This window comes from Falsiroseomonas sp., assembly GCF_051859025.1.
In the GTDB taxonomy this organism is placed as follows: Bacteria; Pseudomonadota; Alphaproteobacteria; order Acetobacterales; family Acetobacteraceae; genus Falsiroseomonas.
Genome location: NZ_JBHYGL010000034.1, coordinates 181,223 through 205,786, shown reverse-complemented (window position 1 = coordinate 205,786; position 24,564 = coordinate 181,223). Strand labels below are relative to the sequence as shown.

Annotated in this window: 23 protein-coding genes, 1 tRNA gene, 1 pseudogene and 2 riboswitches; of the genes and pseudogenes, 16 read left to right on the top strand and 9 right to left on the bottom strand. The window is 71.4% G+C overall.

The window, feature by feature from the left end; genetic code table 11:
• Nucleotides 1–6: 6 nt before the first annotated feature.
• The 4 genes and pseudogenes from gcvT to metZ all read right to left on the bottom strand — a co-directional run.
• Complete coding sequence (gene gcvT, locus ACTIE5_RS22040; RefSeq protein ID WP_439551873.1) at nt 7–1,134, bottom strand: glycine cleavage system aminomethyltransferase GcvT; 1,128 nt, start codon at nt 1,132–1,134, stop codon at nt 7–9.
• Between the two features lie 49 nt (nt 1,135–1,183).
• Nucleotides 1,184–1,291, bottom strand: a riboswitch (glycine riboswitch).
• Nucleotides 1,292–1,414: riboswitch (glycine riboswitch) on the bottom strand.
• Between the two features lie 58 nt (nt 1,415–1,472).
• A complete protein-coding gene (apaG, locus tag ACTIE5_RS22035) occupies nt 1,473–1,880 on the bottom strand; it encodes a Co2+/Mg2+ efflux protein ApaG (protein WP_439551872.1) in 408 nt (135 codons plus the stop codon).
• A 71-nt stretch (nt 1,881–1,951) separates the two neighbouring features.
• Nucleotides 1,952–2,560, bottom strand: a complete 609-nt coding sequence (locus ACTIE5_RS22030; protein WP_439551871.1) for a LysE family translocator — start codon at nt 2,558–2,560, stop codon at nt 1,952–1,954.
• A 211-nt stretch (nt 2,561–2,771) separates the two neighbouring features.
• Nucleotides 2,772–3,953: pseudogene (gene metZ, locus ACTIE5_RS22025) on the bottom strand (O-succinylhomoserine sulfhydrylase); the annotation flags it as partial.
• 292 nt (nt 3,954–4,245) lie between these two features.
• Here metZ and ACTIE5_RS22020 point away from each other — a divergent pair.
• The 9 genes from ACTIE5_RS22020 to ACTIE5_RS21980 all read left to right on the top strand — a co-directional run bounded on the left by ACTIE5_RS22020 (nt 4,246) and on the right by ACTIE5_RS21980 (nt 11,179).
• Nucleotides 4,246–4,320, top strand: a tRNA-Gly gene (locus tag ACTIE5_RS22020).
• A gap of 200 nt (nt 4,321–4,520) precedes the next feature.
• Nucleotides 4,521–4,925, top strand: a complete 405-nt coding sequence (locus ACTIE5_RS22015) for a host attachment family protein (RefSeq protein ID WP_439551870.1) — start codon at nt 4,521–4,523, stop codon at nt 4,923–4,925.
• A gap of 197 nt (nt 4,926–5,122) precedes the next feature.
• Entirely contained in the window at nt 5,123–6,112 is a 990-nt protein-coding gene (locus tag ACTIE5_RS22010) for an isopenicillin N synthase family dioxygenase (RefSeq protein WP_439551869.1), read from the top strand.
• 49 nt (nt 6,113–6,161) lie between these two features.
• Nucleotides 6,162–7,193, top strand: coding sequence for an extracellular solute-binding protein (locus tag ACTIE5_RS22005; RefSeq protein ID WP_439551868.1), 1,032 nt, complete (start codon nt 6,162–6,164; stop codon nt 7,191–7,193).
• Nucleotides 7,194–7,221: 28 nt separating this feature from the next.
• Nucleotides 7,222–8,289: an ABC transporter ATP-binding protein gene (locus ACTIE5_RS22000; protein WP_439551867.1), complete on the top strand. Its 1,068-nt coding sequence runs from the start codon at nt 7,222–7,224 to the stop codon at nt 8,287–8,289.
• Entirely contained in the window at nt 8,286–9,140 is an 855-nt protein-coding gene (locus tag ACTIE5_RS21995) for an ABC transporter permease (protein ID WP_439551866.1), read from the top strand. The genes ACTIE5_RS22000 and ACTIE5_RS21995 overlap by 4 nt, the downstream gene beginning before the upstream one ends.
• A complete protein-coding gene (locus ACTIE5_RS21990) occupies nt 9,137–9,913 on the top strand; it encodes an ABC transporter permease (RefSeq protein WP_092955832.1) in 777 nt (258 codons plus the stop codon). Before ACTIE5_RS21995 ends, ACTIE5_RS21990 begins: the two co-directional genes overlap by 4 nt.
• Nucleotides 9,914–9,984: 71 nt before the next feature.
• Complete coding sequence (locus ACTIE5_RS21985; protein WP_439551865.1) at nt 9,985–10,686, top strand: isochorismatase family protein; 702 nt, start codon at nt 9,985–9,987, stop codon at nt 10,684–10,686.
• A gap of 31 nt (nt 10,687–10,717) precedes the next feature.
• Nucleotides 10,718–11,179 carry a BLUF domain-containing protein gene (locus ACTIE5_RS21980; protein ID WP_439551864.1) on the top strand — a complete coding sequence of 154 codons (462 nt, stop codon included), beginning with the start codon at nt 10,718–10,720 and terminating at the stop codon, nt 11,177–11,179.
• Nucleotides 11,180–11,342: 163 nt separating this feature from the next.
• Here the strand turns inward: ACTIE5_RS21980 and ACTIE5_RS21975 are convergent, their stop codons facing one another.
• Entirely contained in the window at nt 11,343–12,407 is a 1,065-nt protein-coding gene (locus tag ACTIE5_RS21975) for a nitrile hydratase subunit alpha (RefSeq protein ID WP_439551863.1), read from the bottom strand.
• 116 nt (nt 12,408–12,523) lie between these two features.
• On the opposite strand from ACTIE5_RS21975, the gene ACTIE5_RS21970 reads away from it, so the two are divergent.
• From ACTIE5_RS21970 to ACTIE5_RS21960, 3 genes are all read left to right on the top strand, one after another.
• On the top strand, nt 12,524–13,501 hold the full coding sequence (locus tag ACTIE5_RS21970) for a Bug family tripartite tricarboxylate transporter substrate binding protein (RefSeq protein ID WP_439551862.1): 978 nt from the start codon (nt 12,524–12,526) through the stop codon (nt 13,499–13,501).
• 181 nt (nt 13,502–13,682) lie between these two features.
• The gene (locus ACTIE5_RS21965) at nt 13,683–14,009 is read left to right on the top strand and encodes a hypothetical protein (protein ID WP_439551861.1); all 327 of its coding nucleotides are present in this window, start codon (nt 13,683–13,685) and stop codon (nt 14,007–14,009) included.
• Nucleotides 14,010–14,094: 85 nt separating this feature from the next.
• Nucleotides 14,095–14,343, top strand: a complete 249-nt coding sequence (locus tag ACTIE5_RS21960; RefSeq protein WP_439551860.1) for a DUF3126 family protein — start codon at nt 14,095–14,097, stop codon at nt 14,341–14,343.
• A 168-nt stretch (nt 14,344–14,511) separates the two neighbouring features.
• On the opposite strand, the gene ACTIE5_RS21955 is transcribed toward ACTIE5_RS21960, so the two are convergent.
• From ACTIE5_RS21955 to ACTIE5_RS21940, 4 genes are all read right to left on the bottom strand, one after another.
• Nucleotides 14,512–15,744, bottom strand: a complete 1,233-nt coding sequence (locus tag ACTIE5_RS21955; RefSeq protein ID WP_439551859.1) for an MFS transporter — start codon at nt 15,742–15,744, stop codon at nt 14,512–14,514.
• Nucleotides 15,745–15,783: 39 nt separating this feature from the next.
• Entirely contained in the window at nt 15,784–16,107 is a 324-nt protein-coding gene (locus ACTIE5_RS21950) for a hypothetical protein (protein WP_439551858.1), read from the bottom strand.
• A gap of 36 nt (nt 16,108–16,143) precedes the next feature.
• Nucleotides 16,144–18,225: a protein-disulfide reductase DsbD family protein gene (locus tag ACTIE5_RS21945; protein ID WP_439551857.1), complete on the bottom strand. Its 2,082-nt coding sequence runs from the start codon at nt 18,223–18,225 to the stop codon at nt 16,144–16,146.
• A gap of 73 nt (nt 18,226–18,298) precedes the next feature.
• A complete protein-coding gene (locus ACTIE5_RS21940) occupies nt 18,299–18,997 on the bottom strand; it encodes a DUF4189 domain-containing protein (RefSeq protein ID WP_439551856.1) in 699 nt (232 codons plus the stop codon).
• 178 nt (nt 18,998–19,175) lie between these two features.
• Between ACTIE5_RS21940 and hrpB the strand changes: the two genes are divergently transcribed.
• The 4 genes from hrpB (at nt 19,176) to ACTIE5_RS21920 (ending at nt 24,548) form a co-directional block, all read left to right on the top strand.
• Nucleotides 19,176–21,671 carry an ATP-dependent helicase HrpB gene (gene hrpB / locus ACTIE5_RS21935; RefSeq protein ID WP_439551855.1) on the top strand — a complete coding sequence of 832 codons (2,496 nt, stop codon included), beginning with the start codon at nt 19,176–19,178 and terminating at the stop codon, nt 21,669–21,671.
• A gap of 135 nt (nt 21,672–21,806) precedes the next feature.
• On the top strand, nt 21,807–22,919 hold the full coding sequence (locus ACTIE5_RS21930; protein ID WP_439551854.1) for a trypsin-like peptidase domain-containing protein: 1,113 nt from the start codon (nt 21,807–21,809) through the stop codon (nt 22,917–22,919).
• 56 nt (nt 22,920–22,975) lie between these two features.
• Nucleotides 22,976–23,776: a C13 family peptidase gene (locus ACTIE5_RS21925; RefSeq protein WP_439551853.1), complete on the top strand. Its 801-nt coding sequence runs from the start codon at nt 22,976–22,978 to the stop codon at nt 23,774–23,776.
• Nucleotides 23,777–23,867: 91 nt separating this feature from the next.
• Nucleotides 23,868–24,548 (top strand): winged helix-turn-helix domain-containing protein, encoded by a 681-nt coding sequence (locus tag ACTIE5_RS21920; RefSeq protein ID WP_092955877.1) that lies wholly within the window; start codon nt 23,868–23,870, stop codon nt 24,546–24,548.
• Nucleotides 24,549–24,564: the final 16 nt, after the last annotated feature.

The following is a 24,564-nucleotide window of genomic DNA, read 5'->3' as shown; positions in this document are numbered from 1 at the left end:
AACTCCTCAGCGGGCGTAGCGGTGGGGGGTGAAGGGCAGGGCGGCGACGCGGCCGGGCAGGGCCTTGCCGCGCACCATGAGGTCGAGCGGCGCATTGTCCGCGGCGGCGCCGCGCGCCAGGTAGCCCATGGCGACGGGGCCGTTGACGGAGGGGCCGAAGCCGCCGGAAGTGATCTCCCCCACCACATCGCCACCGCGGGCGTGGACGGGGGTGTGGCCGCGGGCGGGCTGGCGGCCTTCGGGCAGGATGCCGACGCGCAGGCGCTTCGGGCCGTTGTCCAGCTCCTCCCTCACCCGGTCGGCGCCGAGGAAGTCGAAGGCCATGCGGCGGCGCTTGCCGATGGACCAGACCAGATTGGCCTCCACCGGGCTCGTCGTCTCATCGAGGTCGTTGCCGTAGAGGCAGAGGCCGGCTTCCAGCCGCAGTGAATCGCGCGCGCCGAGGCCGGCGGCCTGCACGCCGGGCAGCGCCAGCAGGGCGCGGGCGAAAGCTTCCGCCTGGTCCGCGGGGACGGAGACCTCGACCCCATCCTCCCCCGTGTAGCCGCTGCGGCTGACGATGGCGGGGATTCCGGCGATGGTGAACTGGCCGATGCCCATGAAGGTGAGCTGCGCGATGCCTGGCGCCAGCGTCGCGATGGCGGCGACGGCGGCGGGGCCCTGGAGGGCGATCAGCGCGCGGTCGGGCAGGGGGTTGAGCCTGACGCCCGTCGGCAGCACGGCCTCGATCGCGGGGATGTCGAGGTGCTTGCGCGACGCGTTCAGCACCAGGAACAGCCGGTCGCCGAGGTTGGCGATCATGAAATCATCCAGGATGCCGCCCGTTTCGGTCATCAGCACGCCGTAGCGCTGGCGACCGGGCTTCAGCGCATGGACGTCGGCGGGCGTCAGTTTCTCGAGTGCCGCCGCCGCATCGGTGACCCCATTGGCGCCCACGAGTTCGGCCTGGCCCATATGGGAGACGTCGAACAGCCCGGCGGCGGCGCGGGTGTGCAGATGCTCCCCCATGATGCCGAGGGGGTACTGCACGGGCATGGAGTATCCGGCGAATGGGACCATGCGGCCCCCCAATTCCCGGTGCAATGCTGCCAACGGCGTCTCAAGCAGCGTTTCGCTGCTGGTATTTTCGGCCACGGTGCCCCCACAGGCGTTACCCCTCGCCGAAGTGGCGCGGGTTGTTCCGTGGCCCCCCTCTGTCCCGTGACCTGAGAGATTCGGCCCGACCCGTTCAGGGGGTGCCTTACTCCGTCGGTGCCACACCCCGTTCGGGATGCAGGCTTTCCAGAGGTCCCTTCTCCGCGCGGTTCCTTCTGCCTGAGCGTTTCCGGGGGCCGGTTGCGCCTTCGGCGGCGGTGATGATCGCGTCCGGGAGATGACCCGGGGCGATTCGCCCGCTCTCTCCCGCGCGGTATCGACGGGATGGGCTGCGTATGCCCGAGAGGGGGGAAGCGCGCAACCGCGGGATGAGTTGTTCAGTGCACCCGGCTGGTGGGCTGGTGGGGGCTGTCCAGGCTGAAGGGGGGGATCGCCACGTCGAACGGCTCCCCCGTTCCCGTCACCACCATGTGGTAGGCGCCGCGCATGAAGCCCGACGGCGTGGAGAGCGGCGTGCCGGAGGTGTATTCGAAATTCTGCCCGGGCTCGAGCACCGGCTGTTCGCCGACCACGCCTTCGCCATGCACCTGCTGGGTGCGGCCCTGCGCATCCGTGATGCGCCAGCTGCGCCGGAGCAGCTGCACGGTATGCCGGCCGCGATTCTCGATGGTGACGCGATAGGCCCAGACGAAGTGGCTGCGCTCCGGCTCCGATTGGTCCGCCAGGTAGAAGCTGCGGACGGAGACGCGGATATCCCGCGTGGTCTCGCTGTAATCGTCAGCCATGGCGTTGTTCCCCCGTCCCGAATCCTGGACGCCGCGCCGGGCGCTGTCCAGCCATGGTCAGGCCCCGCCCTTCAGGCGCGCCGCAGCGCCACCGCCAGGCCCGCCGCCACCAGCACGGACCCGCCCGCCCGGTTCAACAGGCGCCGCACCGAGGGCCGCCGCACGGCGCCGGAGAGCTTCCCCGCCAGCAGCGCGTAGGACAGGGCGTTGACGGTTGCGATGGTGACGAAGGTCGCGACCAGGATCGCGGCCTGCGTCACGAAGCTGCCCCGGGCATCGATGAATTGCGGGACGAAGGCCACGAAGAAGACGATGCCCTTGGGGTTCAGCGCCGTGACGATGAAGGCCTGGCGGAAGGCGCGGGAGGGTGGCAGGGGCGGCGAGGCCTCCGCCGTTACCGGGGCGCGCCACATCGTCACGCCAAGCCAGACGAGGTAGGCCGCGCCCACCCACTTCACCGCGGTGAACAGCGTGGCGGAGGCCGCCAGCAGCGCGCCGAGCCCGGCCAAGGACAGCACCATGGCGACCAGGTCGCCCAGTGCCACCCCGGCCGCCAGCGGCAAGGCGTTGCGGAGCCCTCCACCCAGGCTCTGGCCGATGACGAGCAGGATGGTGGGGCCGGGGATCAGCACCATCACCGCCGCCGCGGCGCAGAAGGCGAGCCAGGTGGAAAGCTCCATGCCGCTATCCGCCCTTGCGCTTCGGCGCTTCCGGCAGCGGCGCCGTCAGTTCGAACAGCGTCGCGTCCGCGGCGGGTTCCGCCTTGGGCGCCGCCTTGGGCTTGGCGGGCTTCTTCGGCTTGGAAGCGGGCTCGACCGCTGCCTCCGGCAGGGGCGCCACATCGACGATCGGCGCGCGGCGGGTCGGCGCGGGGGCGGGGGCGATCATGTCCAGCGCCTCCGACACATCGGCGATCAGGTCGGCCACATCCTCCAGCCCCACGGAGAAGCGGATGGTGCCGTCGGTGATGCCGAGCTTCGCGCGTTCCTCCGCGCCGACACGCATATGCGTCGTGGTCGCGGGATGCGTCACGAGCGACTTAGCGTCGCCGAGATTATTGGAAACGTCGATGAGCTTGAGGGCATCAAGGAACTTGAACGCCGCCTCCTTGCCGCCCTTCACGTCGAAGGTCACCAGGCTGCCGCCGGCCGCCATCTGCGCCTTGGCCAGCGCATGCTGCGGATGGTCCACGCGGAAGGGGTAGAGAACCCGGGCGATCTCGCTGCGCTCCGCCAGGAAATCGGCGATGGCGGCGGCGCTGCGGCACATCGCGGGCAGGCGGAGGTGCAGCGTCTCCAGCCCCTTCAGGATGACCCAGGCGTTGAAGGGGCTGATGGAGGGGCCGGTGTTGCGGATGAAGGGCTGCAGCACCTCATCCACCCACTTCTTGCGGCCGAGCACGGCGCCGCCGAGCACGCGGCCCTGGCCGTCCATGTGCTTGGTGCAGGAGTAGACGACGACATCGGCGCCGAACTGCATGGGCTTCTGCAGCAGCGGCGTGGCGAAGACGTTGTCCACCACGACGATGGCGCCGGCGGCATGGGCCAGGTCGCAGACCGCGGCCATGTCCACCAGTTCCAGCATCGGGTTGGACGGCGTTTCCAGCAGCACGAGGTTCGCGGGCCGGGACAGCGCGGCCTTCCACTGGTCGAGGTCCCCGCAATCCACGAAATCGCAGGAGATGCCGTAGCGCGGCAGCAGCGTGGAACAGATCCAGTGGCAGGACCCGAACAGGGCGCGGGAGGCGACGACGCGGTCGCCGGCCTTGAGGTGCGACAGCATGGAGGCATGGACGGCGGCCATGCCCGTGGCCGTCAGCCGGCAGGCTTCCGCCCCCTCCAGCGCCGCCAGCCGGTCTTCCAGCATGGTCGTGGTCGGGTTGCCGAAGCGGGAATACTGGTAGTGCTGGACGGTGCCGAGGAAGGTTTCCTCCGCCTGGCCGGCGCTTTCGTAGACGAAGCCGGAGGTGAGGTAGAGCGCCTCCGACGTCTCGTCATGGTTGGAGCGCATCTGCCCGCCGCGGACCAGCAGCGTGGCGGGGCGGAGCGGACGGTCGGGCAGGGACTTGGCCATCGGAGCACCTTCTGGGCAGCTTTGGCTGCCAAAACGCGGCGTCCGGCCCCCTTCCGGGACACGTCGGGCGGCGCACGGCCCACCCGGCGGCCCTTTAGCGCGCTTGTTTTCGGCGGGTCGAACCGCCGCCCGTGTCGCCGGGACCTCGCCGCAATCAGGCCGGACAAATCGCGAGGAGCGCCTTGGCGCTGGCTTCACGGATAAGCGCGGGTGCGGGTGGGGTCAAGGCACAGTGTGAGGGGGTGCGGCACGGCTTGCGGGGTGGCCGGGGGTCGCGGTATGGAGAGGGCGCGCGGGCGTAGTTCAGAGGTAGAACGTCAGCTTCCCAAGCTGAATGTCGGGGGTTCGATTCCCCCCGCCCGCTCCATCTTCTCCCACCGACCCGTTCGCGCCGACCAGGCGCCTTGGCGGCCACCTGGATTTCCGGGCGCCGGCGGTGCGGTGCCAGCGCCCTCCTGTGCCCCATCGGCCGCAACTGCCCTGCCCGCCCCGCGTTCGCGTCGGGCACGCCGCTTGTGCATTGCCCCGGTCCTCTCCCACGGCCGGCCCATGTCCCCAGGAGCCACCATGCTGATCCCGAACGAGGCCTTCGTGGCCGTTGTCGATGGCGAGAAGCTGAATCTGTTCCAGAATACCAGCAAGGACGGCACGCCAAGCCTGGTCGCCATGTCGGTGCCTGGCGTCGATGGCAGCGACCGGAGTTCCGGTGGGCGCCACCAGAGCAGCGCCGCCAACCCCGACGACAGCCAGCAGAGCGAGGACGGCTTCGCCGCCGGCGTCTCCGCCATGCTGAACGCGCAGGTGATGGCCGGCCACATCGGCAGCCTGGTCATCATCGCCGCACCGCGGACGCTGGGGGAGATGCGCAAGCACTACCACAAGGGACTGTCCGCCAAGCTGGTGGGGGAGGTCGCCAAGGACCTGACGGGGCATAGCCTGCAGGATATCGAAAAGGCCGTCGCGAACGCCTGACCGCCTTCGCCGGCCGACCGTCATGGCCCGGCGATGATGGGGAAGCCGGGCGCGTCTCAGCAGGCCCGGCCTTCACACCCGGTCAGGCTTCGTGCCCCGGCACGGCATTTGCTGCCCTTCGTCCGCCTTGAGGCATCATCCCCTGGGATGCATGCTGCGCACCGCGTTTGCGGTTAAGGCCAGCGAAGGGGTTGCACATGACAGTGGCAGAGGCTGCCCTGCTTCCGGACAGGCTTCCCGTGGTGGACCTGTCGGCGCTTGGCACGCCGGATGGCGACGCGGCCATTGCGAAGGAGTTGGACGCGGCCTTCGGCGGCATCGGCTTCGCCTATTTCGCCAATACGCCGATCAGCCTGGCGCAGCAGGACGCCATCGTCGCGGCGTCCCGCGCCTTCCACGCGCTGCCCGATGCCGCCAAGCGCGCCATCGACATGAACGAATTCCACCGCGGCTACATGGCGCCCAAGACCTCCGTCATCGCCACATCCTCGGTCGCCAAGGTCACCAAGCCCAATTTCTCCGAGAGCTTCATGTTCATGCATGAGGTGCCCCCGGATGATCCGCGCTTCGGCCTGCCGCTCCAGGGGCCGAACCAGTGGCCGGCGGAACTGCCGGCATTCCGCGACGCGGTGCTGGCCTACCAGGCCGCGATGGAGGATTTCTGCCGCCGGCTGCTGCGGCCCGTCGCCATCGCGCTCGGCCTGGCGCCCGACTTCCTGCTGCCCTTCTTCGAGAAGCCGACCACCTTCCTGCGGCTGCTGCACTACCCGCCCCAGGCGCCGGACAGCGCGGATGACGAATTCGGATCGGCGCCGCATACCGACTACGGCTTCCTGACCATCCTGCTGCAGGACATGTCGGGCGGGCTGGAGGTGCGGCGCAAGGACGGCGCCTGGCTGAAGGCCACGCCGATCCGCGGCACCTATGTGGTGAATGTGGCGGACATGCTGGCGCGCTGGACCAATGGCCGCTGGCAGTCCACGCCGCACCGCGTGAAGAACCTCTCGGGCGGGGATCGCTATTCCTGCCCCTATTTCTTCGACATGGACATGGATGCGCGGGTGGAATGCCTGGCCACCTGCACCGATGAAGCGAACCCGCCGCGCTTCCCGCCCGTGCTCTATGGCGACTACCTGCTGGAACGGCTGAACAAGAACTATGCCTACCGCCAGGCGCCCTCCGCCTGACATGCCCCGCCCCATCACGCCCTGTCACGACGCCCAAGGATCGCCCGCCATGAACCTGACCCGACGCGCCGCAATCGGCGGCATCGCGGCGCTGGCCGCAAGCCAGGCCGCGCAGGCGCAATCCGGTGCGCCCTTCGTCATCAACACCTATGGCGGGCGGTGGGAGCAGTTCTGGCGCAGCGCCATCGTGCCCCGGTTGACCCAGGCCATCGGCCGCCCCGTCAGGCTCGACATCGGGGTCGGCAGCGGGTGGGTGACGAATTTCCGCGCCGCCGGCCGGGGCGCGCCGCCCTTCCCGGGGCTGATGACGAATGAACGCTTCGCCGTGCTGCTGCGGCAGGAGGAATTCTTCTCCGCCCTGCCGGCAGCCAGCATCCCGAACCTGGCGAATGTGCTGCCCGTGGCGCGCACGGCGGGGGGGATGGGGGTGATCGGCATGATCTCCCCCATCGGGATCGCCTACCGCACGGACATGGTGCGTGTGCCGCCGAAGAGCTGGCGGGAGCTGTGGGACCCGCGCTACCGCGGGCAGCTCGGCCTCTATTCCATCACCAACTCCGCGGCGATCATGCTGCTGATGCAGGCGGGCACCATGTTCGGCCGCGGGCCGGACGACCTGGATACGGGCATCGCCAAGATGGCGGAGCTGAAGCCCTTCCCGCAGGTCGCCTTCTCCGGCCAGATCGCGCCCTTGCTGGCGCAGGGCCAGGTGGCGATCGCGCCGCTGGACTATGGGGAGGTCATTCCCCTGAAGCGCCGCGGCGTGCCGATCGAGATCATCCAGCCGGAAGACGGGATGATGATGTTCGACCAGACCTTCAGCATCGCCGCCAGCGCGAATGCCGCTGACCGGGACGCGATGGCGAAGTATATCGACCTGATCCTATCGCCCGAATTGCAGCTGCAGCTCGCGCGGGAGTTCTTCGTGGCGCCGGTGAATTCGACCGTCGCCATCCCGCAGGACCTGGCCGATGCCCTGCCCATCACGCAGGACGCGCTGCGCCGCACGCTGACCTTCGACTGGGGCCTGGCCGCGCGGATGGCGACGCAGATGAATGAGCGCTGGGCACGGGCGATCTGACGGCGGCGGCGGCGCGGGGGGCGCTGGCGTGACGCAGATCGATGTCGTCAGCCTCACCAAGCGCTACGGCACCACGCTGGCGCTGGATGGCGTGAGCCTGCAGGCGAGGGAGGGGGAGCTGGTCTCCCTCCTCGGCCCTTCGGGCTGCGGCAAGACGACGACGCTTCGCTGCATGGCGGGGTTCATGGACCCGGATGGCGGGGACATCCTGGTGGATGGCGCCAGCGTCACGGGCCTGCCGCCGCAGAAGCGCGATTTCGGCGTGGTGTTCCAGAACTACGCGCTGTTCCCGCATCTCACGGTGTTCGAGAACGTCGCCTATGGCCTGGCGGTGCGCCGGCTGCCGAAGGCCGAACAGCGCGCCCGCGTGGGCGATGCCCTGGCGATGGTACGCCTGCAGGGGCTGGAGGACAGGCTGCCCCGCGCCCTGTCCGGCGGCCAGCAGCAGCGCGTGGCGCTGGCCCGCGCGCTGGTGATCCGCCCGCGGCTGCTGCTGCTGGACGAACCGCTGGCGAACCTGGATGCGCGGTTGCGGGAGGAGGTGCGCTGGCTGATCCGCGACGTGCAGCAGCAATCCCGCATCACGGCGTTCTACGTCACGCATGACCAGGCGGAGGCGATGGCGCTGTCCGACCGTATCGCGGTTATGAAGGCGGGCCGCGTCGCGCAATTCGCGACACCGCGGGAGATCTACCAGCGCCCGTCGGAAGCCTATGTCGCCCGCTTCACGGGGGATGCCAACATCATCCCCGCCCGTCCGCGGGATCGCACGGCGGATGGCGGCTTCCATGTGCCCTTCGGCGGCGTCGTGCTGCCCGTGCCAGGGGTGGACGGCATCCGCCCCGGCGATCCCGCCATGCTGATGCTGCGGCCGGAGGCGCTTTCCCTCATCGATCCGGGGGCGGAGGGTGTCATCCCCGCGCTGGTGCTCGGCACCGCCTTCCTCGGCGCCGCCCTGGCCTGCGAGGTATCGCTGGCCGATGGCACACGGCTGCGCCTGCAGGCCAGCCCGCATGCGCCGGTGCAGGCGGGGGTGACGGTGGGGCTGCGGGTGGATACCGCCCATGCCTGGCTGATGCCGGATATACCTCAGTGAGGCGGCTGCTGCCGCGTCTTCTCCTCGGCCTTCCCGCGGTGGCGCTGCTGACGCTGTTCTTCGTGCTGCCCTATGTCGAGATGGTGGCGATGAGCTTCCGGGCACCGGCCTTCGGCCAGCCCTTCGGCAGCGGCCACACCCTGATGCATTACGGCCGCGCGCTGGGCGACCCGATCTATACCGGCGCGCTGATCCGCAGCCTGCTGACGGGGGCGCTGATCACGGCGCTCTGCCTGGTGGTGTCCTTCCCGCTGGCGCTGCATCTCTCCCGCCTCCAGGGGCGCTGGCATGTCGTGTTCTATGCCTGCATCGTGTCGCCGCTGCTGATCGGCGTGCTGGTGCGCAATTTCGGCTGGATGGTCTTGGTGGCGGTGGATGGGCCGTTCAATCGCTGGCTGCTGGCGGCGGGGCTGATCGAGCGCCCGTTCCGCGTGCTGTTCACCCAGGGCCTGGTCGTGATGGCGCTGGTGCATGTCTTCACGCCCTTCATGGTGCTGCCCATCGCGACCGCGCTGCGCAATGTCCGGCCGGAGTTGCGCGATGCCTCGGCCTCGCTCGGCGCAGGGGGGTGGGAGACGTTCCGGCGCGTGACGCTGCCGCTGTCCTTCCCCGGCGTGCAGGCGGGTGTCACGCTGGTCTTCGTGCTGTCCGTCGCGGCCTATGTGACGCCGGCGCTGCTGGGCGGGCAGGGCATCGCCTACATGCCGGCGGTGGTGGTGCGCGAATTGATCGGGTCCTTCGCCTGGCCCTTCGGCGCGGCGCTGGCCGTCATCATGGCGGCGTCCACGCTGGCGGTCGTGACCGTCTTCACCCTGGCCACGCACCGGCTGGCGGAACGGACGCGCGGATGATGCGGGCGCTTTCCGCCGCCGTGCTCGGCGTGATCTACGCCTTCCTGCTGCTGCCGCTGGTGGCGGTGGTGGCGGCGTCGCTGACGGCGGGCGAATTGATGCGCGTGCCGCCGCAGGGTCTGTCACTGAAATGGTTCGCCCGCTTCCTGGCGAGCGAGACCTTCCGGGAGGCGCTGCTGCTGTCGCTCCAGGTCGCGGTGACGACGGTGGTGGTGACGGTGGTGCTGGCGACGCTGGCCGCCTTGTGCCACCGCGCGCTGTCGCGCCGCCTGGCCGCCACCTACCGCGTGGCGATGACGCTGCCGCTGCTTCTGCCGGAACTGCTGACGGCGATCGGGCTGCTGTTCTTCCTGAACGGCCTCGGCCTGGGCAAGACGCTGACGGGGCTGCAGATCGCGCATGTCGTCATCGCCTTCCCCTTCGCCTTCCTCGCCATCGTGGCGGCGCTGGAACAGGTGGACCCGGCGATGGAGGAGGCCTCGGCCAGCCTCGGCGCCGGGGGGTTCGGGACCTTCCGGCGCGTGCTGCTGCCGCTGATCCGCCCGGGGATGCTGACGGGGGGGCTCTTCGCCTTCATCGTCAGCTTCGACATGTTCACCATCTCCCTGCTGCTGAAGCCGGTTGGCGGGAACACGCTGCCGCTCGCGCTGTTCGACTTCCTGACCTACGATTTCGACCCCACGGCGGCCGCGGCGGCGACGCTGTCCGTGATCGCGGCCGTGATCGGGGTGCTGGCGATCGAGCGCATGGTGGGGCTGAAGCGCGCCTTCTGACGGCCGAAGCCGCGGCTTCACGCGCCGCGCCGCTGCGTTATGCTGCCCCCAACAAGCACGGGGGACGGACAATGACGGAAGACCTGGAGAAGCTCGCGAAATGGCGGGGCTTCGTGCCGGATGAGGAACTGGAGACCTATCGCAAGGGCGGCTTCGCGCGCCGGATCGGCATCGGCCGCCGGCCCGCGCTGCTGAACATCGACACTACCTACATGTTCGTCGATCCCGCCTATTCGCAATGCGGGCGGGAGATGCCGGAACTGCTGGCGTCCCTGACGCGGCTGACGGCGCTGTTCCGCAAGCTCGACCTGCCGATCTACTACTCCCGGCGCGATGACCGCACCCATCCCAGCTATCGCGGCATCTGGAACCTCAAGCTCGGCACCGCCGGGGACTACCAGTACAGCCGCGACCCCCGCGCCGATGAATGGCCGGAGGCCTATGCACCGCGGGAGCAGGACCGGGTTGTGATGAAGAACAAGCCATCCTGCTTCTTCGCGACGCCGCTGGAGGCGTTCTTGCGCTACGACGAGGTCGATACCGTGATCATCTGCGGCATCAGCACCTCCGGCTGCGTGCGGGCGGGGGCGATGGACGCCTTCTCCCACAATTTCCGCACGGTGCTGGTGGAGGATGCCTGCGGGGACCGCAGCGCCAGCGCGCATCGAGCCAACCTCTTCGACCTCGACATGAAGTTCGCGGATGTGGAGAGCCTGGACTATGTGGAGCGGGAGTTGACGGCGCGCTTCGCGCTGCCCCGCGCGGCGGAGTGATGGCAGCGGGTGGTGCCGGGCCGCGCCGCTGATGACGCCCCACGGGGTCGGCGGCCGCGGCGGGCTGTTCGCGCTGTCCTATGTCAGCCGCGCGATGGAACGTGACAGCGGCAGCCTGCATCGCGTGGCGCGGGAGATCGCGGACCATGCCGGCGCCCGCAACGGGAGTGTTTCCCTCACCGGGGCGCTCTGCCTTGGTGACGGATGCTTCGCGCAGGTGCTGGAAGGTCCGGGCCCCGCGGTGCTGGACACCTTCGACCGCATCCTGCTGGACCCGCGGCACAGGGATGTGCGGCTGCTGGAATTCGTCCCCATCGCATCCCGCCGCTTCGCGGGACGGAGCATGGCGTTCTCCGGCGAATTGGCGCCCGGCATCCTGGCCGGTGCCGCGGTGGAGCACCGGTTGATGGAACGCCTGGGCCGCGGCAGCGTGGCGCACCAGGCGCAGGTGATCGCCACCGCGATGGAGGCAGGCCTGCGCCCGATCGCCTGATCTCATACCAACGGCCGCTTGCAGCGACTCGTTGGCATGCTTTTCCTTCCCTCATGCGCCGGGCGCGGCCTCCGGCCGCTTGGCTCGCCGCATAAGCGGCGGGCCGCATTCGCGGCCTCGGTCGGCTTCGCCGGCCGCAGGTTATTCCGTCGTCCCGTTGGTATCAGGGCGCGCGCGCGGTGGTGACGCCGATCATCGAATCCCTGGTGACGAGCGTGGCGAGCCGCGCCTCCTCCCACCCCTCCGTGCCCGTGGGACGGGCGGGGATGACGAGGTAGCGAAGCTCCGCATTGCTGTCATGGACGCGCAACTCCGTGCCCGGCGGCAATTCCGTGCCGAATTCGCGGAGGATGCCGCGGGGGTCCCGCACCGCGCGGGCGCGGTAGGCGCGGCTTTTGTACCAGGCGGGCGGGCGGCCGATGATCGTGCGGGGGTAGCAGGAGCACAGCGTGCAGACGACGAGGTGATGGCGATCTGCCGTGTTGAACAGCGCGGCCAGCTTCGTCCCCGCCGCATCCAGCCCCAACTCCTTCACCGCCGCCGGCGCATCCGCCGCCAGCCGCGCGGCGAAATCCGCATCCACCCAGGCGCGCGCCACCACCGCGGCGCCGTTATGCGGGCTGCGGGCATCCATGCGCTCGATCTCCGCGCGGATCTCCCCAGGTGTCAGCACGCCCTTCGCGACGATGAGGTTGCGCACGGCCATGCCGCGGAGGCGGAGCGGGGAGAGCACCGTCTCCTCCGCATCGTGATCCTCCTGGTAGGGATGATCGTCGTCATGGTCGTGGTCATGGTCATGGTCGTGCTCATGGTGGTCGTGGTCGTGGTCGTGGTGGTGGTCGTGGTCGTGGTCGTGGTCGTGGTCGTGGTCGTGGTGGTGCCCGGCGGCCTCCTCCGCGACGCGGTCCAGGCCCTCCGCCCGCAGGCGCGCCTCCTCCGCCTCCAGCTCCGCGATCGTCAGCGTGCCTTTCTCCAGCAGCAGGGTTGAGAAGGCGAGAATCCAGCGTTCGTAATAGGGCATCGCCCAATAGGTCGCGTCATCAAGCTGCTCCTGCACGCGCCGGCTTTCATCGGTGGTGAAGAGCCGCCGCTTGCCATCGGCCAGCAGCATGCGGATGGCATCCGCCTCGCGCTCCCAATGCGCGGCCTCATGCTCCTCCCGCTGCACGGGGCCATCATGGCGGCCGCCGGCGTCGTGGGGCGGGTGGGTCGGGGGCAGGTCGTGCATGGCGGCGTTCCTCGGTGCTTGGCGGCAGGCTATCGGCGCGGGCGTGTCGCCGGAAGCCTCGACAGGCGCCGCGACACAGACGAGCATCCGGGCAACGACAACGGGAGAACGAACCAATGCTTCGCCGCGTGCTGCTTGCCGCCCCCGCCCTGCTGGCCGTGCCGGGCATCGCCCGTGCCCAGGCCTGGCCGCAGCGCGACCTTCGTCTGATCGTGCCCTTTCCGCCGGGCGGCACCACGGATGTGGTCGCGCGCATGCTGGCGGGCGCGATGCGGGACCGGATCGGCCGCGCCGTGGTGGTGGAGAACCAGCCGGGCGCGGGCAGCACCACGGCCGCCGGGCGATTCGCACGCGAAGCGGATGACCATGCGCTGTTCCTGTCGCAGATCGCGTCCCACGCCATCGGCCCCGCGCTGTTCCCCAACCTGCCCTATGACCCCGAGCGTGATTTCCGCGCGGTGACGTTGGTGGTGACGGTGCCGAATGTCTGGGTGGCGAATGCGCGCAACGTGCCGGGCGGCGATGCGCGCGCGCTGCTGCGCGATGCGCGTGCGCGGCCGATGATCCGCACCTTCGCCTCCGCCGGGAATGGCACCTCCACCCATCTGACCGGGGAGTTGATCGCGCAGCTGGCGCGCGCGCCGATGCAGCACGTGCCCTATCGCGGCGCCGGCCCCGGCATGGCGGCGGTGATGGGCGGCGAGGTCGATACCTTCATCGACAACCTCCCGACGGCCCTCCCGCAGATCAGGGCCGGCACGGTGGTGGCGCTGGGGGTGACATCGCGGGCGCGGCTGCCGGACCTGCCCGATGTGCCGGCGCTGTCCGAACTGGGGGAGGAATTTGGCCTGGCGGGCTTCGAATCGGAAGCCTGGTTCGGCCTGCACGCCCATCGCAGTGCGCCCGATGCGGTGGTGGACCGCATGGCCGATGCCGCCCGCGCGGCGCTGGCCGATCCTGGTTTCGTGCGGCAGCTGGCGGAACGCGGCACGCAGGCCCGTGGCGGCCCGCCGGCCGACTATGCCGCGCTGGTGAGCGCGGAGCGCATCCGCTGGCGGGACGTGGTGCGCCAGGGGAACATCCGGGCCGATTGAAGGCTTTGCCCTGCCCTCAGGCGCCGGGCACCGGCTGCGCCGGCTTGGCTTCGCGGCATTGGCCGCGGGCCGCGTTCGCGGCCTCGGTCGCCTTCGGCGCCCGCCGATCGAGTGACCGCGATGATTGACCCGCCGCGGCCGGGCGGCCCATAGCGGGGCTTCATCGCAGGGGCCGCGCGCCATGACCAAGGAAGAACTCACGGCCTGGGCGCTGTCCAATGGCTGGACGATGATGGCGGGCATGCCGAGCCTGACCAAGCCGCGATCGCCGAAGGAAGCGATCGTGCGCCTGGTGCTCAAGGCCACCGTCGTGCATGTCGAGGTGAAGAAGCCCGCGGGGAAGTGGGAGAAGATGACCGGCGCCGCCTATGGCGACGTGCAGCCGGACCCCGATACCGGCCTGCCGCGGGGCCTTGGCCTCGATACCATCACCGGCTTCACCATGCTGATGCAGGAGAACCGGGACCGGATGGTCTTCGCCAAAATGACGGGCAAGCCCGCTTTCTGAGAAAGGGCCTGGGCTGCGTGCCTCGACCGGCGGCGTCCGGCGGTGCATAGGGGCGCCCGATCGCTGTCATGGGAGTGTTACCGGGATGAAGCCGACCGAAATCGCGCGCGTGCAGGCCTATCTGCGCCGCATCCTGGGTTCGGACCGGGTCACGCTCATCGCCCCGCCCCGGCCGGGCCTGACGGTGGAGGTCGCGGTGGAGGGCGAGGTGATCGGCACCGTCCATCGCGACGATGAGGAGGGCGAGGTCTCCTACGCCGTCACGCTCAGCATCCTCGAGGAAGACCTGCCGCCGGCGCCGGCCGCCGCACCGGCGCCGCGCGGCCGCAAGTAGTCGGCACCTGGCGCCCGCCACAGGCGGGCGAGGCCGCGGATGCCGCCCGCCGGCAGTCCGGCGAAGCCAAGCTGGCGCAGCCGGCGCCCGGCGATTGAGGGCAGCTAGAGCAATATTCGTTCAGATGGAATCATCTGGACGCATTTCCTGCTATAGATTCAATGACTTCTAGACACTGCCCTTGCCAGGCCACCGCCGGAGCGACCAGAAGCAGGCCGCGCCCGCCACATAGGCGGCGATGGAGAGCAGGAAGGCCAAGCGGTAGCTGCCGGACAGGTCGAAGACCAGGCCCGCCCCCCAGGACCCGAGCGCCGCCCCCAGCCCCGACCCCACGGTGATGACGCCGAGGATGGTGCCGAGTCGCGGCCCCGGGAACAGGTCCGCCGTCTTGGCCGTGATGGCCGGGCCCCGCGCCCCCCAGGTCAGCCCGAACAGCACCGCGTGCAGCCACAGCAGGACGTGGTCGCCCGGCCCGGTGATGGCCAGCGCGCAGAGGCAGCCGATGATGGAGATGCCGTAGGCCAGCAAGGCCGACATCTCCCGCCCGATATGGTCGGACATCATGCCGGTCAGGATCACGCCGGGCAGCGCCAGGAAGGCGCCCGCGCCCAGCACGCCGGCGGCATAGAGCGGGTCGAACCCCGCATCCACCGCGAAGGCGATCTGGTGGAGGGAGACGAGGAAGCTGCCCACGCTGGTCAGCATGTAGACCAGGAACAGCACCCAGAAACGCCGCGTGCGCACGGCCTCCGCCAGGGTCCATTGCTGGCCGGCGGCGGCGGGCGGGGCGGGGGTGCCGCCTGCGGGGATGGGTGGCTTGCGGCGGAACAGCGCGGCCAGCGGCAAGGTCACGGCGGCCAGGGCCGCGGCCTCCACCAGGGTGGCCATCCGCCAGCCGATGCCGCTGATCAGCATCTGCGCCACGGGGGCGGAGACGGCGCGGCCGAAGGCATTGGCGGATTGCAGGACGGAGATGGCCATGCCCCGCCGCCCCGGGAACAGCCCCGCCACCAGCGGCACGAAGACCAGCAGGCCCAGGCAATTGGCGCCGACCGTCATCACCACGCCATACAGCAGCACCACCTGCCACAGCGCCCCGGCCTGGGACGTGCCAACCAGCCCCGCCAGCAGCAGCCCCGACCCCAGCAGCACCATGCGCGACGGGCCGATCCGATCCACCAGGTAGCCGATCAGCGGCGAACTCAGCCCCGCCACCAGCTGCGCGACGGAATAGGCCAGGCTGGCTTCCGCCCGCGTCCAGCCGAATTCCGCGATGAAGGCCAGCAGGAAGACGGTGTAGGCGTGCATCAGGCTGGCGCCGATGCTGAAGGCCAGGAAGGCGCCCCCCAGCATGATCCACGCGTGGTTGCTCGGTCGGTCGCGCGGCGGGGCGGGGTGCATCACCCCGGATGCTAGGGGTGCTCCGCGAGCCGGTGCAATTCAGCGGTACGGGTAGCCGCCCCGCGGCTGGCGCGGGTCGATCAGGATCTGCGGCTGGAACGGCATGGGCGACATCTGCTGGTTGGGGACGGTGGGCGGGGCCAGGGCCTCTCCGCAGGAAGGGCGGAGGATGCCGCAATCCCAGCGGTGGCCGGATGGGACGCCGGTGATGCTGCCGCCGCGTTCATACCGGCATTCGCACAGCTTGCCCGACATGCAGGCGACCGTGCCCGCGCGCTGCGGCCCGCAGGCCGGGGGCTGCTGCGCGAAAGCGGGAAGGGACGACGCGGCCAGGGCGAAAAGCACGGACAATGCGCGGATCATGCGCCGCACCCTGCGCGGGATGCATGACCGGAGTGTTTACACGCCGCCGCCCAGGGCCTGGAGGACAAGGCCCTCGGTCAGGATCTGCGGCAGCACCGCCGGCGCGGCGGCGCCGGGCGCCCAGTACAGATACAGCGGCACGCCTTCGCGCCCCTGGTCGCGGATCAGGGCGGTGATGGCGGGGTCGCCGCGCGTCCAATCCGCCTTGAGATAGGCGACGCCCCGGGCAGCGAAGGCGTCCCGGACGCCAGGGGCACGGAGCGCGACCCGTTCATTCACCTGGCATGTGATGCACCAGGCGGCGGTGGCGTTGACGAAGACGGGGCGGCCTTCCGCGCGCAGGGCCTCGACCCGCGCGGCGGACCATGGCTCGGCGCCCGGATCGGCGGCGGCGGCCGCGGCGGGGGCGGCGGAGAGGCGGGGCAGCAGCGCGACGGCGACCACGACCGCGAGGCCCATGCCGATGGCGCCCGCGATCCGCCCGCGCCCCGCGCCGGCGCGCTGCGCCAAGCCAAGGCCCCAGAGCCCGGCCGCCAGCACCAAGGCGCCGCCCAGGCCGAACAGCACGCCATCCGGCCCGGCCTGCTGCGCCAGCACCCAGACCAGCCAGGCCGCCGCGCCATACATCGGGAAGGCCAGGCCCTGGCGCAGCCTCTCCATCCAGGCGCCGGGCCGTGGCAGCAGCCGGGCCAACGCCGGAAACACGCCCAGCATCGCATAGGGCAGCGCGAGTCCGAGACCGAGGGCCAGGAACACCGCCATGGTTCCCGCCGGCGGCATGACCAGCGCCGCGCCGAGCGCGGCGGCCATGAAGGGTGCCGTGCAGGGCGTGGCCAGCAGCACCGCGAGCCCGCCCGTGGCGAAGGCGCCGAGATGCCCGCCGCGCCCCGCCACCGACTGCCCTGCGCCCACCGTGGCGCCCATGGCGAAGACGCCGGACAGGTTCAGCCCGACAGCCAGCATCAGCCAGGCCATGGCGGCGACGAAGGCGGGTTCGGTGAACTGGAAGCCCCAGCCGGCGGCGCTGCCGCCCGCCCGCAGCGCGATCAGCGCGCCGCCGACCAGAGCGAAGCAGGTGAGGACCCCCGCGGTGTAGCTGGCGGCATGCAGCCGCACCTCCCGCGCCGCGCCGCCCGACAGGCGCGCGAGGCCGATGGCCTTCATCGCCAGCACCGGGAAGACGCAGGGCATCAGGTTCAGGATCAGCCCGCCGGCCAGGGCCAGCAGCATGGCGTGCCACAGCGCCAGCCCGCCCGCCGCTTCCGGCGGCCCGCCGACGCCTGCGGCGACATCGAAGCCCGCGCGCTGCCCGCCGCCATCGCGCAGCACCACCGTCCCGTCGATCGATCCGGGCGTGGCGACGCCTTGCGCCAGTGTCAGGCCGATGGTCAGCGACCCGTCCCGCACCATCACGGCCTGGGGGGCGGTGTTGTCCAGCACGCCGGGCTCGGCCGGGAAGAACAGCGCGTCCTTCACCGCGGCCGGGCCGATGCCGGCGCCGGTGAGGGTCAGGCTCGCCCGCCCGCCGCCCGCGCCCGCGCGGGCCTGCCAGGGGGAGGGGCGCGCCAGCCGCGCCTCCGCGGCCTCGAACCAGGGGGCGGCGATGGGCGATGGCACGGCGCGGGGGGCGACCGGCAGCGTGAGGGTGAAGGCGCCATCCTCGGGGATGCAGACATCGGCGCAGACCAGCCAGGTGGCCTCCGCCCGCACGGCCAGCGTATCGCCCGTGAAGGCGGCGGGGATGCTGACCTGGAGGGGCAGCAGGACCTCGTTCTTGTAGCCGTAATTCACCAGCGGGCCGTAGGGGATGCGGTCCGGGATCGGCCACTGGATCGTGCCGGCAGCGACGCCTTCGGGCAGCGCCAGCGTCACCTCCGGCGGCGCGCCGGCATCGCCGGCATTGCGCCAATAGGTGTGCCAGCCCTCCGCCAGGCGCAGCCGGAGACCCAGGCGGAAGGCCTCTCCCGGCGCCACGGCGGCGACATCGGCGGCAAGCGTCACGGTGGCGCGGGGGGAGCGGACAGGCGCGCTTTCCACCGCCAGCGCGGGGGGCGCCAGGGCAGCGGGGGCCAGGGCGGCCAGGGACAGGCCGAGGAGGAGGGCCGGGAGGCGCGACATGGCCGGACCCTAGCACGAAACGGCGGCGGTGCAGCGCGGCGGTGGCTTGCGGAGTGTAACCGTGAAGGGCGGTTCAGCCGCGCTGGCCGGCGCAGGTGGCGGCGATGACGCGGCAATTCGCCTGCGGGTCGCGGGACCGGCACTCCGCCAGGGCTTGGCGCTCCGCCTGGTCCTGCGTCGGGCCCGCACCGGGGGAGAGGCTGGTGATGACGTAGGAATTGGGGTCGCTGGTGACGAACAGCGCCCATTGGCTGCGCCGGTAGCCCTGCGCCACCGCGCCGCAGGCCTCCGTGAACTCGGCCAGCACGCGGCAGCCGGGGCCGGCGGCGGCGCAGGCGCGCTCCGCGTTGCGATGCGCGGCCAGGCGATCGGCGTCGCCCACCACCATGCCGAAGGCGGGGGAGGGGGTGCGCGCGCCATAGATCACGCCATGCGTCGCCGCCGGGCGGGCCATTCGCGCCGAGGCGGGCCGCGCGGGGTTCATCATCGCCACCGGCTGCATCACCGCGCCGCGCCCCGTTGCCTCCGCCGTGCCCTGGGCCCGCTGGCTGCGGAGGTAGGCCGCCGCCGCATCGCAGCGCAGCGCGCAGGCCTGCGCCGCATTGGGCGCCGCGCCACCGGGGCGGGAAGCCGCCGTCGCCAGGCATTCCGCGCGACACATCGCGGCCGTATCGCGCTGGGTATCCCTCTGGTTGGCGCGGCTGGATTGCTGGGAAGCGAGGACGGGCAGGGCCATCAGGCAGAAGGCGGCGGCGAGGCTGGCGATACGCATCGGGCTTGGTCCTTGGGGCGGCAGGGCCGCGTTCTCGGACGCCCTTCTGCACCAGGCCGTTGCGATGCCGACTTCGTCCCATACCGTCGGGTTGCGTGCGGGCTTCGTCTGTTGCGCCGCCGTTTCGCGGGAATCGCCGGATGTGACTTCTGTTTCGCCGCGCATTACGCAGCAGCCCATGAACCTGCCGAAGCCCCCCTTGGCCGACCTTCCCGTCACCGAGGCTTTGCCGCGCCTGGCCGAGGCGCTGCGCGCCGGCAGCAACGCCGTGCTGGTCGCGCCCCCTGGCGCGGGCAAGACGACGCTGGTGCCGATCGCGCTGATGGCGGAGCCGTGGGCCCAACGGGGGGCCGAGGGTCAGAAGATCCTGGTCCTCGAGCCCCGGCGCGTCGCCGCCCGCGCCGCCGCGCGCCGGATGGCGGATCTGATCGGGGAGGGGCAGCCCGGCGGGACCATCGGCCTGGCGACCAGGCTGGACCGGCTGGTGTCCGACCGCACGCGGGTGGAGGTGGTGACGGAGGGGCTGCTGGTGCGGCGCCTGCAATCCGACCCCGGCCTCGATGGCGTCGCCGCCGTGCTGTTCGACGAGGCGCATGAGCGCAACCTGGATACCGACCTGGCGCTGGCCTTCTGCCTCGATCTGCAGAAGGAACTCCGCCCCGAACTGCGCCTGCTGGCGATGTCGGCGACGCTGGATGTGGGGCGCTTCGCGGCGCTGCTCGGCGATTGTCCGGTCATCGAGAGCCTGGGCCGGCAATACCCCGTCGCCACCCAATACCGGATGCGCGACATCACGGAGACGCGCGACCTGCCCGAGGCGATGGCGAGTGCCATCCGGGCCGCGCTGGCGGAGCATCCCGGCGATGTCCTGGCCTTCCTGCCGGGATGGGGGGAGATCCGCCGCACCGCCGAACGCCTGTCCGGCATCGCGGCTGACGTGCTGCCCTTGCATGGGGAGATGCCGCCGGCCGAGCAGGACCGGGCGCTCAACCCCTCCGACCGCCGCAAGGTCGTGCTCGCGACCTCGATCGCCGAAACCTCGCTGACCGTCCCCGGCGTGCGGATCGTGGTGGATGGAGGGTTCCGGCGGACCCCCCGGCTCGACCCCGCTTCCGGCCTGGCGCGGCTGGTGACGGTGCGGATCAGCCGGGCGGCGGCGGACCAGCGGGCGGGGCGCGCGGGGCGCACCGCGCCGGGTGTCGCGATCCGGCTGTGGACGGAGGCGCTGCATCGCGGCCTGCCGCTGCAGGACCGGCCGGAGATCCTGGAGGCGGAGCTGTCGGGCCTCGCGCTGGATTGCGCGGCCTGGGGGGCGGAGCCTTCCCAGCTTTCATTCCCCGATCCGCCCCCGGCCGGCGCGCTCGCGGCCGGGCGGGCGCTGCTGCGGGACCTCGATGCGCTGGATGAGGATGGGCGCATCACCGCCATGGGCCGCGCCATGGCCCGCATGGGTACGCATCCGAGGCTGGCCCGGATGCTGCTCGCCGCGGTGGATGAGGGGGAGAAGGCGCTGGCCGCGGACCTCGCCGCGCTGCTGGAGGAACGCGATCCGATCCGGGGGCGGGAGGCGCCAGCGGATATCAACCTCCGCCTTGAACTGCTGCATGGCGGGGATCACCGGGATGCGGACCGCGCCACCATCCACCGCATCGCCCGCGCCGCCGCGCTCCACCGCCGCCGCCTGCGCCTGCATGGCAATGCCCTGCCGGGCGGGGAGGCCGGGCCGCTGCTGGCGGCGGGGTTCCCGGACCGGATCGCGGCGCGGCGCGGGACGATGGAGGGCGCGTTCCGCCTGGCATCGGGCCAGGGCGCGCGCCTGGCGGCCACGGACCGGCTGGGCAAGGCGCCGCTGCTGGCGGTGGCGGACCTGGAACTGCAAGGCACGGAGGCGCGCATCCGCATGGCGGCGCCGCTGGACCGCGCGGCGCTGGAGGCCCGCTTCCCCGACCGGCTGCGGTGGCGGGAGGAAGCGGCCTTCGACCAGCGGGCAGGCGCGGTGCTCGCCCGGCGCCGCCTGATGTTCGGGCCGCTGGTGCTGGAGGAACACATCCTCGCGACCCCCGATGCCGCGACGGTCGCGGCGGCGCTGGCCACCGCCATCGCGGAGCGGGGGTTCCGGGACCTCGACTGGTCGGAGGGCGCGAAGCAGATGCGGGCGCGAATCGGCTGGATGGCGCGGGTGGAACCCGGCGATTGGCCGGACCTGTCGGATGCCGTGCTGGTGGCGACCGCGGGGGATTGGCTCGCGCCGCACCTGCATGGCCGGACCAAGCTGTCGGAGGCCAAGGGGCTCGACCTGGTTTCCATCCTGAGGGGGATGCTGCCCCATGCGCAGGCGCGGCGGCTGGATGCGGCGCTGCCGGCGCGCCTTGATCTTCCCGCCGGCCGCAGCGCCGCGATCGACTATGACCGGGACGTGCCGACGCTGGAGGCGCGCGCCCAGCACCTGTTCGGCCTGGCGTCGCTGCGGCCCCTGGCGGAAGGGCGAGTGAAGCTGAATATCGCGCTGCTATCCCCCGCCGGGCGGCCGGTGGCAGTGACCGCCGATCTGGCCGGCTTCTGGCGCGGCGGCTGGGCGGATGTGCGCAAGGACATGCGCGGGCGCTACCCGAAGCACGCCTGGCCGGAGGAGCCCTGGGGCGCCGAACCGCCGCCGCCGCGCCATACGGCGTAGCCCCCGCGCCATACGGCGTAGCCCCCGCGAATTCGGGCGTGAATCCAGGCCCCCGCTTTGCCAGCATGGCGTGCAGGGGCGAACCGACTATATCCGCCCCTGTTGCTGCTCTCGTTCCCTGACCCCGGAGCCCGCATGTCCCCCTTGCTCAGCCGTCGTGCCCTGGCCGGCCTTGCCCTGGTTCCCGTGGTTGGCTGCGCCGTCCCGCCCGCCCGGGCGCAACGGGGGGCGTTGTTGCCGGATTTCGCCGATCTGGCGGAACGCGTGCTGCCGGCGGTGGTGAACATCGCCGTCACCTCCGAACAGCGGGGCGAGATTCCGTCCGAGCTGCGCGGCACGCCCTTCGAGCGTTATTTCCGCGACCGCTTCCGTGGCCGCGGCCAGCCGGTACAGGGGGCGGGGTCGGGCTTCATCATCGATCCCTCCGGCCTGGTCGTCACCAACAACCACGTCATCGGCAACGCGACCCGCGTGGTGGTGGCGCTGCAGAACGGCCAGGAATACCAGGCGCGGCTGGTCGGGATGGACGATCTGACCGACCTGGCGCTGCTGCGGGTGGAAGCGCGCGGCGCGCTGCCTTCCGTGCCCTGGGGCAGTTCGGGGTCCATGCGCGTCGGCAATTGGGTGCTTGTGGCGGGCAATCCCTTCGGGCTCGGTGGCTCCATCACCTCCGGCATCGTCTCCGCGCGCGGGCGGGAGATCGGGGCCGGGCCCTTCGACGATTTCATCCAGACCGATGCGCCGATCAATCCCGGCAATTCCGGTGGCCCGCTGTTCAACATGGCGGGGGAGGTGATCGGCATCAACACGGCGATCTACTCGCCCTCCGGCGCCTCCGTCGGCATCGGCTTCGCGGTGCCGTCCGATCTGGCGCGGGGCGTGATCGACCAGCTGCGGACCAGCGGGCGGGTGGAACGCGGGTGGCTCGGCGTGTCGGTGCAGGATGCGGGCGGGCCGGAGGAAGCGCCGCGGCGCGGAGCACCCGCCGCTGCCGCCGCTGCCGCCGTGCCGCGGGGCGTGCTGGTGGCGGGGGTGGAGCGGGGCAGCCCGGCGGCGCGGGCGGGGCTGCGGCCGGGGGACCAGGTGCTGGCCATCAATGGCGACAAGGTCGAGACATCCCGCGCCCTGGTGCGCGGCATCGCTGCCATCACTCCGGGTCAGACAGTACGGCTTTCCATCCTGCGGGAGGGACGGCCGAGCGAACTGCCCGTGCAGGTCGGCCGCCGCCCGGCCCAGCCGCAGGGATGATTTGAAGCGGCGCCGGTACCCTGGCAGGCTGGCCCGCCCGGGATGAGAGGTGCCGCATGAGGATGAGAGCCCTGTTGGGCCTGGTGGCCGTGCTGGCGATGTCCGGCCTGTCAGCGGCCGCGCAGCCGGCGGGGGCCCAGCCGGTCGGTATCCGCTGGCGGGCGGTGCTTGTGGCGGGTGATCCCACGCTGCCGGTCTGGGACAATGCCGCGAGGGCCCTGGCGGAAAGGCTGGTCGCGGCCGGGGTGGTGGTGCCCGGCCAGGTGACGCGGCTTTCCGCCCGGCCACAGGAAGTGGCGTCGGGCGCCCGGCCCGGCGGCCTTCCCGCGGCGATCGAGGCCATCCAGGCGCTTCGCCCCGCGGCGGGGGAGGGGTGCCTGGTGTTCCTGACCATGCATGGCGCGCAGGATGCGGGCCTGGTCTTCGCGCCGGGCAACCAGGTTCTGACGCCCAACCTGCTCGACAAGGTGCTGCAACTCGGCTGCGGGAATGCGCCGACGCTGGTGGTTGCCTCCGGCTGCTACACAGGGTCCTTCGCCACGGGGGCGATGGCGCGGGACAACCGGGTGGTGCTGACGGCGGCGCGGCCGGACCGGTCCTCCTTCGGCTGCGGGGCGGGGTTCGAGCTGACGGTCTTCGACGATTGCCTGCTGCAATCCCTGGCGCAGGGCGGGCCGGTGCTGGGCATCCGGGAGCGCACGCGGGATTGCGTGCAGGCGGAGGAGACGCGCCGCCGCGTCGCGCCGCCCTCGGAGCCCGCGGCGCATCTGGGCGCGGGGCTGCGTGGGCTGGTGCTGCCGCCGCTGCCCGCGACCGCGGCGCCCGTACCCCCGCCACGGCGTTCGAAAACGGGATGACGCGGCTGTAAGTTCTTGGTTTTAGAGGGGCGTTGCCGCTGGCCCGCCCCGGGACTAGTGTCCGACTTCTCTCTGGATTGGTGCGAACGGCATGAGAATCCTTCTGGTGGAGGACGACGCCGAGGTGGCCCGCTTCGTGAAGAAGGGGCTGCAGGAGGCGGGGCATACGGTGGAGCATGCGCCGAATGGCCGGGACGGGCTGTTCATGGCCGCGTCCGAAAGCTTCGACGTGCTGGTCCTCGACCGCATGCTGCCCGGCGGCGTCGATGGCGTGCGCCTGGTGGAGACGCTGCGCGGCCAGGGCAACCGCACGCCCGTGCTGTTCCTCTCCGCGCTCAACGCCGTCGATGAACGCGTGAAGGGCCTCAAGGCCGGCGGCGACGACTACCTCACGAAACCCTTCGCCTTCGCCGAATTGCTGGCGCGGGTGGAGGCGCTGGGCCGCCGCCCGGCGGCGGAGGTGCCGACCACGCGGCTGAAGGTCGCGGATTTGGAACTCGACCTGCTGTCCCGCACCGTGACGCGCGGTGGCCGCAAGGTGGATGTGCAGCCGCGGGAATTCCGGCTGCTGGAGCATCTGATGCGCCATGCCGGGCAGGTGGTGACGCGCACCATGCTGCTGGAGAAGGTCTGGGACTATCATTTCGACCCGCAGACCAACGTGATCGACGTTCATGTCAGCCGCCTGCGCCACAAGCTGGACAAGGGCTTCGACAAGCCGCTGATCCACACGGTGCGCAACGCCGGCTACATGATCCGCGCGGAAGCCTGAACCGCCGCACGCCGGA

Bases quoted from the DNA above. Each gene is read 5' to 3' on its own strand.
- apaG (WP_439551872.1), bottom strand. From the start codon at position 1,880: ATGGCTGACGATTACAGCGAGACCACGCGGGATATCCGCGTCTCCGTC.
- ACTIE5_RS22030 (WP_439551871.1), bottom strand. From the start codon at position 2,560: ATGGAGCTTTCCACCTGGCTCGCCTTCTGCGCCGCGGCGGCGGTGATG.
- ACTIE5_RS22015 (WP_439551870.1), top strand. From the start codon at position 4,521: ATGCTGATCCCGAACGAGGCCTTCGTGGCCGTTGTCGATGGCGAGAAG.
- ACTIE5_RS22010 (WP_439551869.1), top strand. From the start codon at position 5,123: ATGACAGTGGCAGAGGCTGCCCTGCTTCCGGACAGGCTTCCCGTGGTG.
- ACTIE5_RS22005 (WP_439551868.1), top strand. From the start codon at position 6,162: ATGAACCTGACCCGACGCGCCGCAATCGGCGGCATCGCGGCGCTGGCC.
- ACTIE5_RS21990 (WP_092955832.1), top strand. From the start codon at position 9,137: ATGATGCGGGCGCTTTCCGCCGCCGTGCTCGGCGTGATCTACGCCTTC.
- ACTIE5_RS21985 (WP_439551865.1), top strand. From the start codon at position 9,985: ATGACGGAAGACCTGGAGAAGCTCGCGAAATGGCGGGGCTTCGTGCCG.
- ACTIE5_RS21980 (WP_439551864.1), top strand. From the start codon at position 10,718: ATGACGCCCCACGGGGTCGGCGGCCGCGGCGGGCTGTTCGCGCTGTCC.
- ACTIE5_RS21975 (WP_439551863.1), bottom strand. From the start codon at position 12,407: ATGCACGACCTGCCCCCGACCCACCCGCCCCACGACGCCGGCGGCCGC.
- ACTIE5_RS21970 (WP_439551862.1), top strand. From the start codon at position 12,524: ATGCTTCGCCGCGTGCTGCTTGCCGCCCCCGCCCTGCTGGCCGTGCCG.
- ACTIE5_RS21965 (WP_439551861.1), top strand. From the start codon at position 13,683: ATGACCAAGGAAGAACTCACGGCCTGGGCGCTGTCCAATGGCTGGACG.
- ACTIE5_RS21960 (WP_439551860.1), top strand. From the start codon at position 14,095: ATGAAGCCGACCGAAATCGCGCGCGTGCAGGCCTATCTGCGCCGCATC.
- ACTIE5_RS21955 (WP_439551859.1), bottom strand. From the start codon at position 15,744: ATGCACCCCGCCCCGCCGCGCGACCGACCGAGCAACCACGCGTGGATC.
- ACTIE5_RS21950 (WP_439551858.1), bottom strand. From the start codon at position 16,107: ATGATCCGCGCATTGTCCGTGCTTTTCGCCCTGGCCGCGTCGTCCCTT.
- ACTIE5_RS21945 (WP_439551857.1), bottom strand. From the start codon at position 18,225: ATGTCGCGCCTCCCGGCCCTCCTCCTCGGCCTGTCCCTGGCCGCCCTG.
- ACTIE5_RS21940 (WP_439551856.1), bottom strand. From the start codon at position 18,997: ATGCGTATCGCCAGCCTCGCCGCCGCCTTCTGCCTGATGGCCCTGCCC.
- hrpB (WP_439551855.1), top strand. From the start codon at position 19,176: ATGAACCTGCCGAAGCCCCCCTTGGCCGACCTTCCCGTCACCGAGGCT.
- ACTIE5_RS21930 (WP_439551854.1), top strand. From the start codon at position 21,807: ATGTCCCCCTTGCTCAGCCGTCGTGCCCTGGCCGGCCTTGCCCTGGTT.
- ACTIE5_RS21925 (WP_439551853.1), top strand. From the start codon at position 22,976: ATGAGGATGAGAGCCCTGTTGGGCCTGGTGGCCGTGCTGGCGATGTCC.
- ACTIE5_RS21920 (WP_092955877.1), top strand. From the start codon at position 23,868: ATGAGAATCCTTCTGGTGGAGGACGACGCCGAGGTGGCCCGCTTCGTG.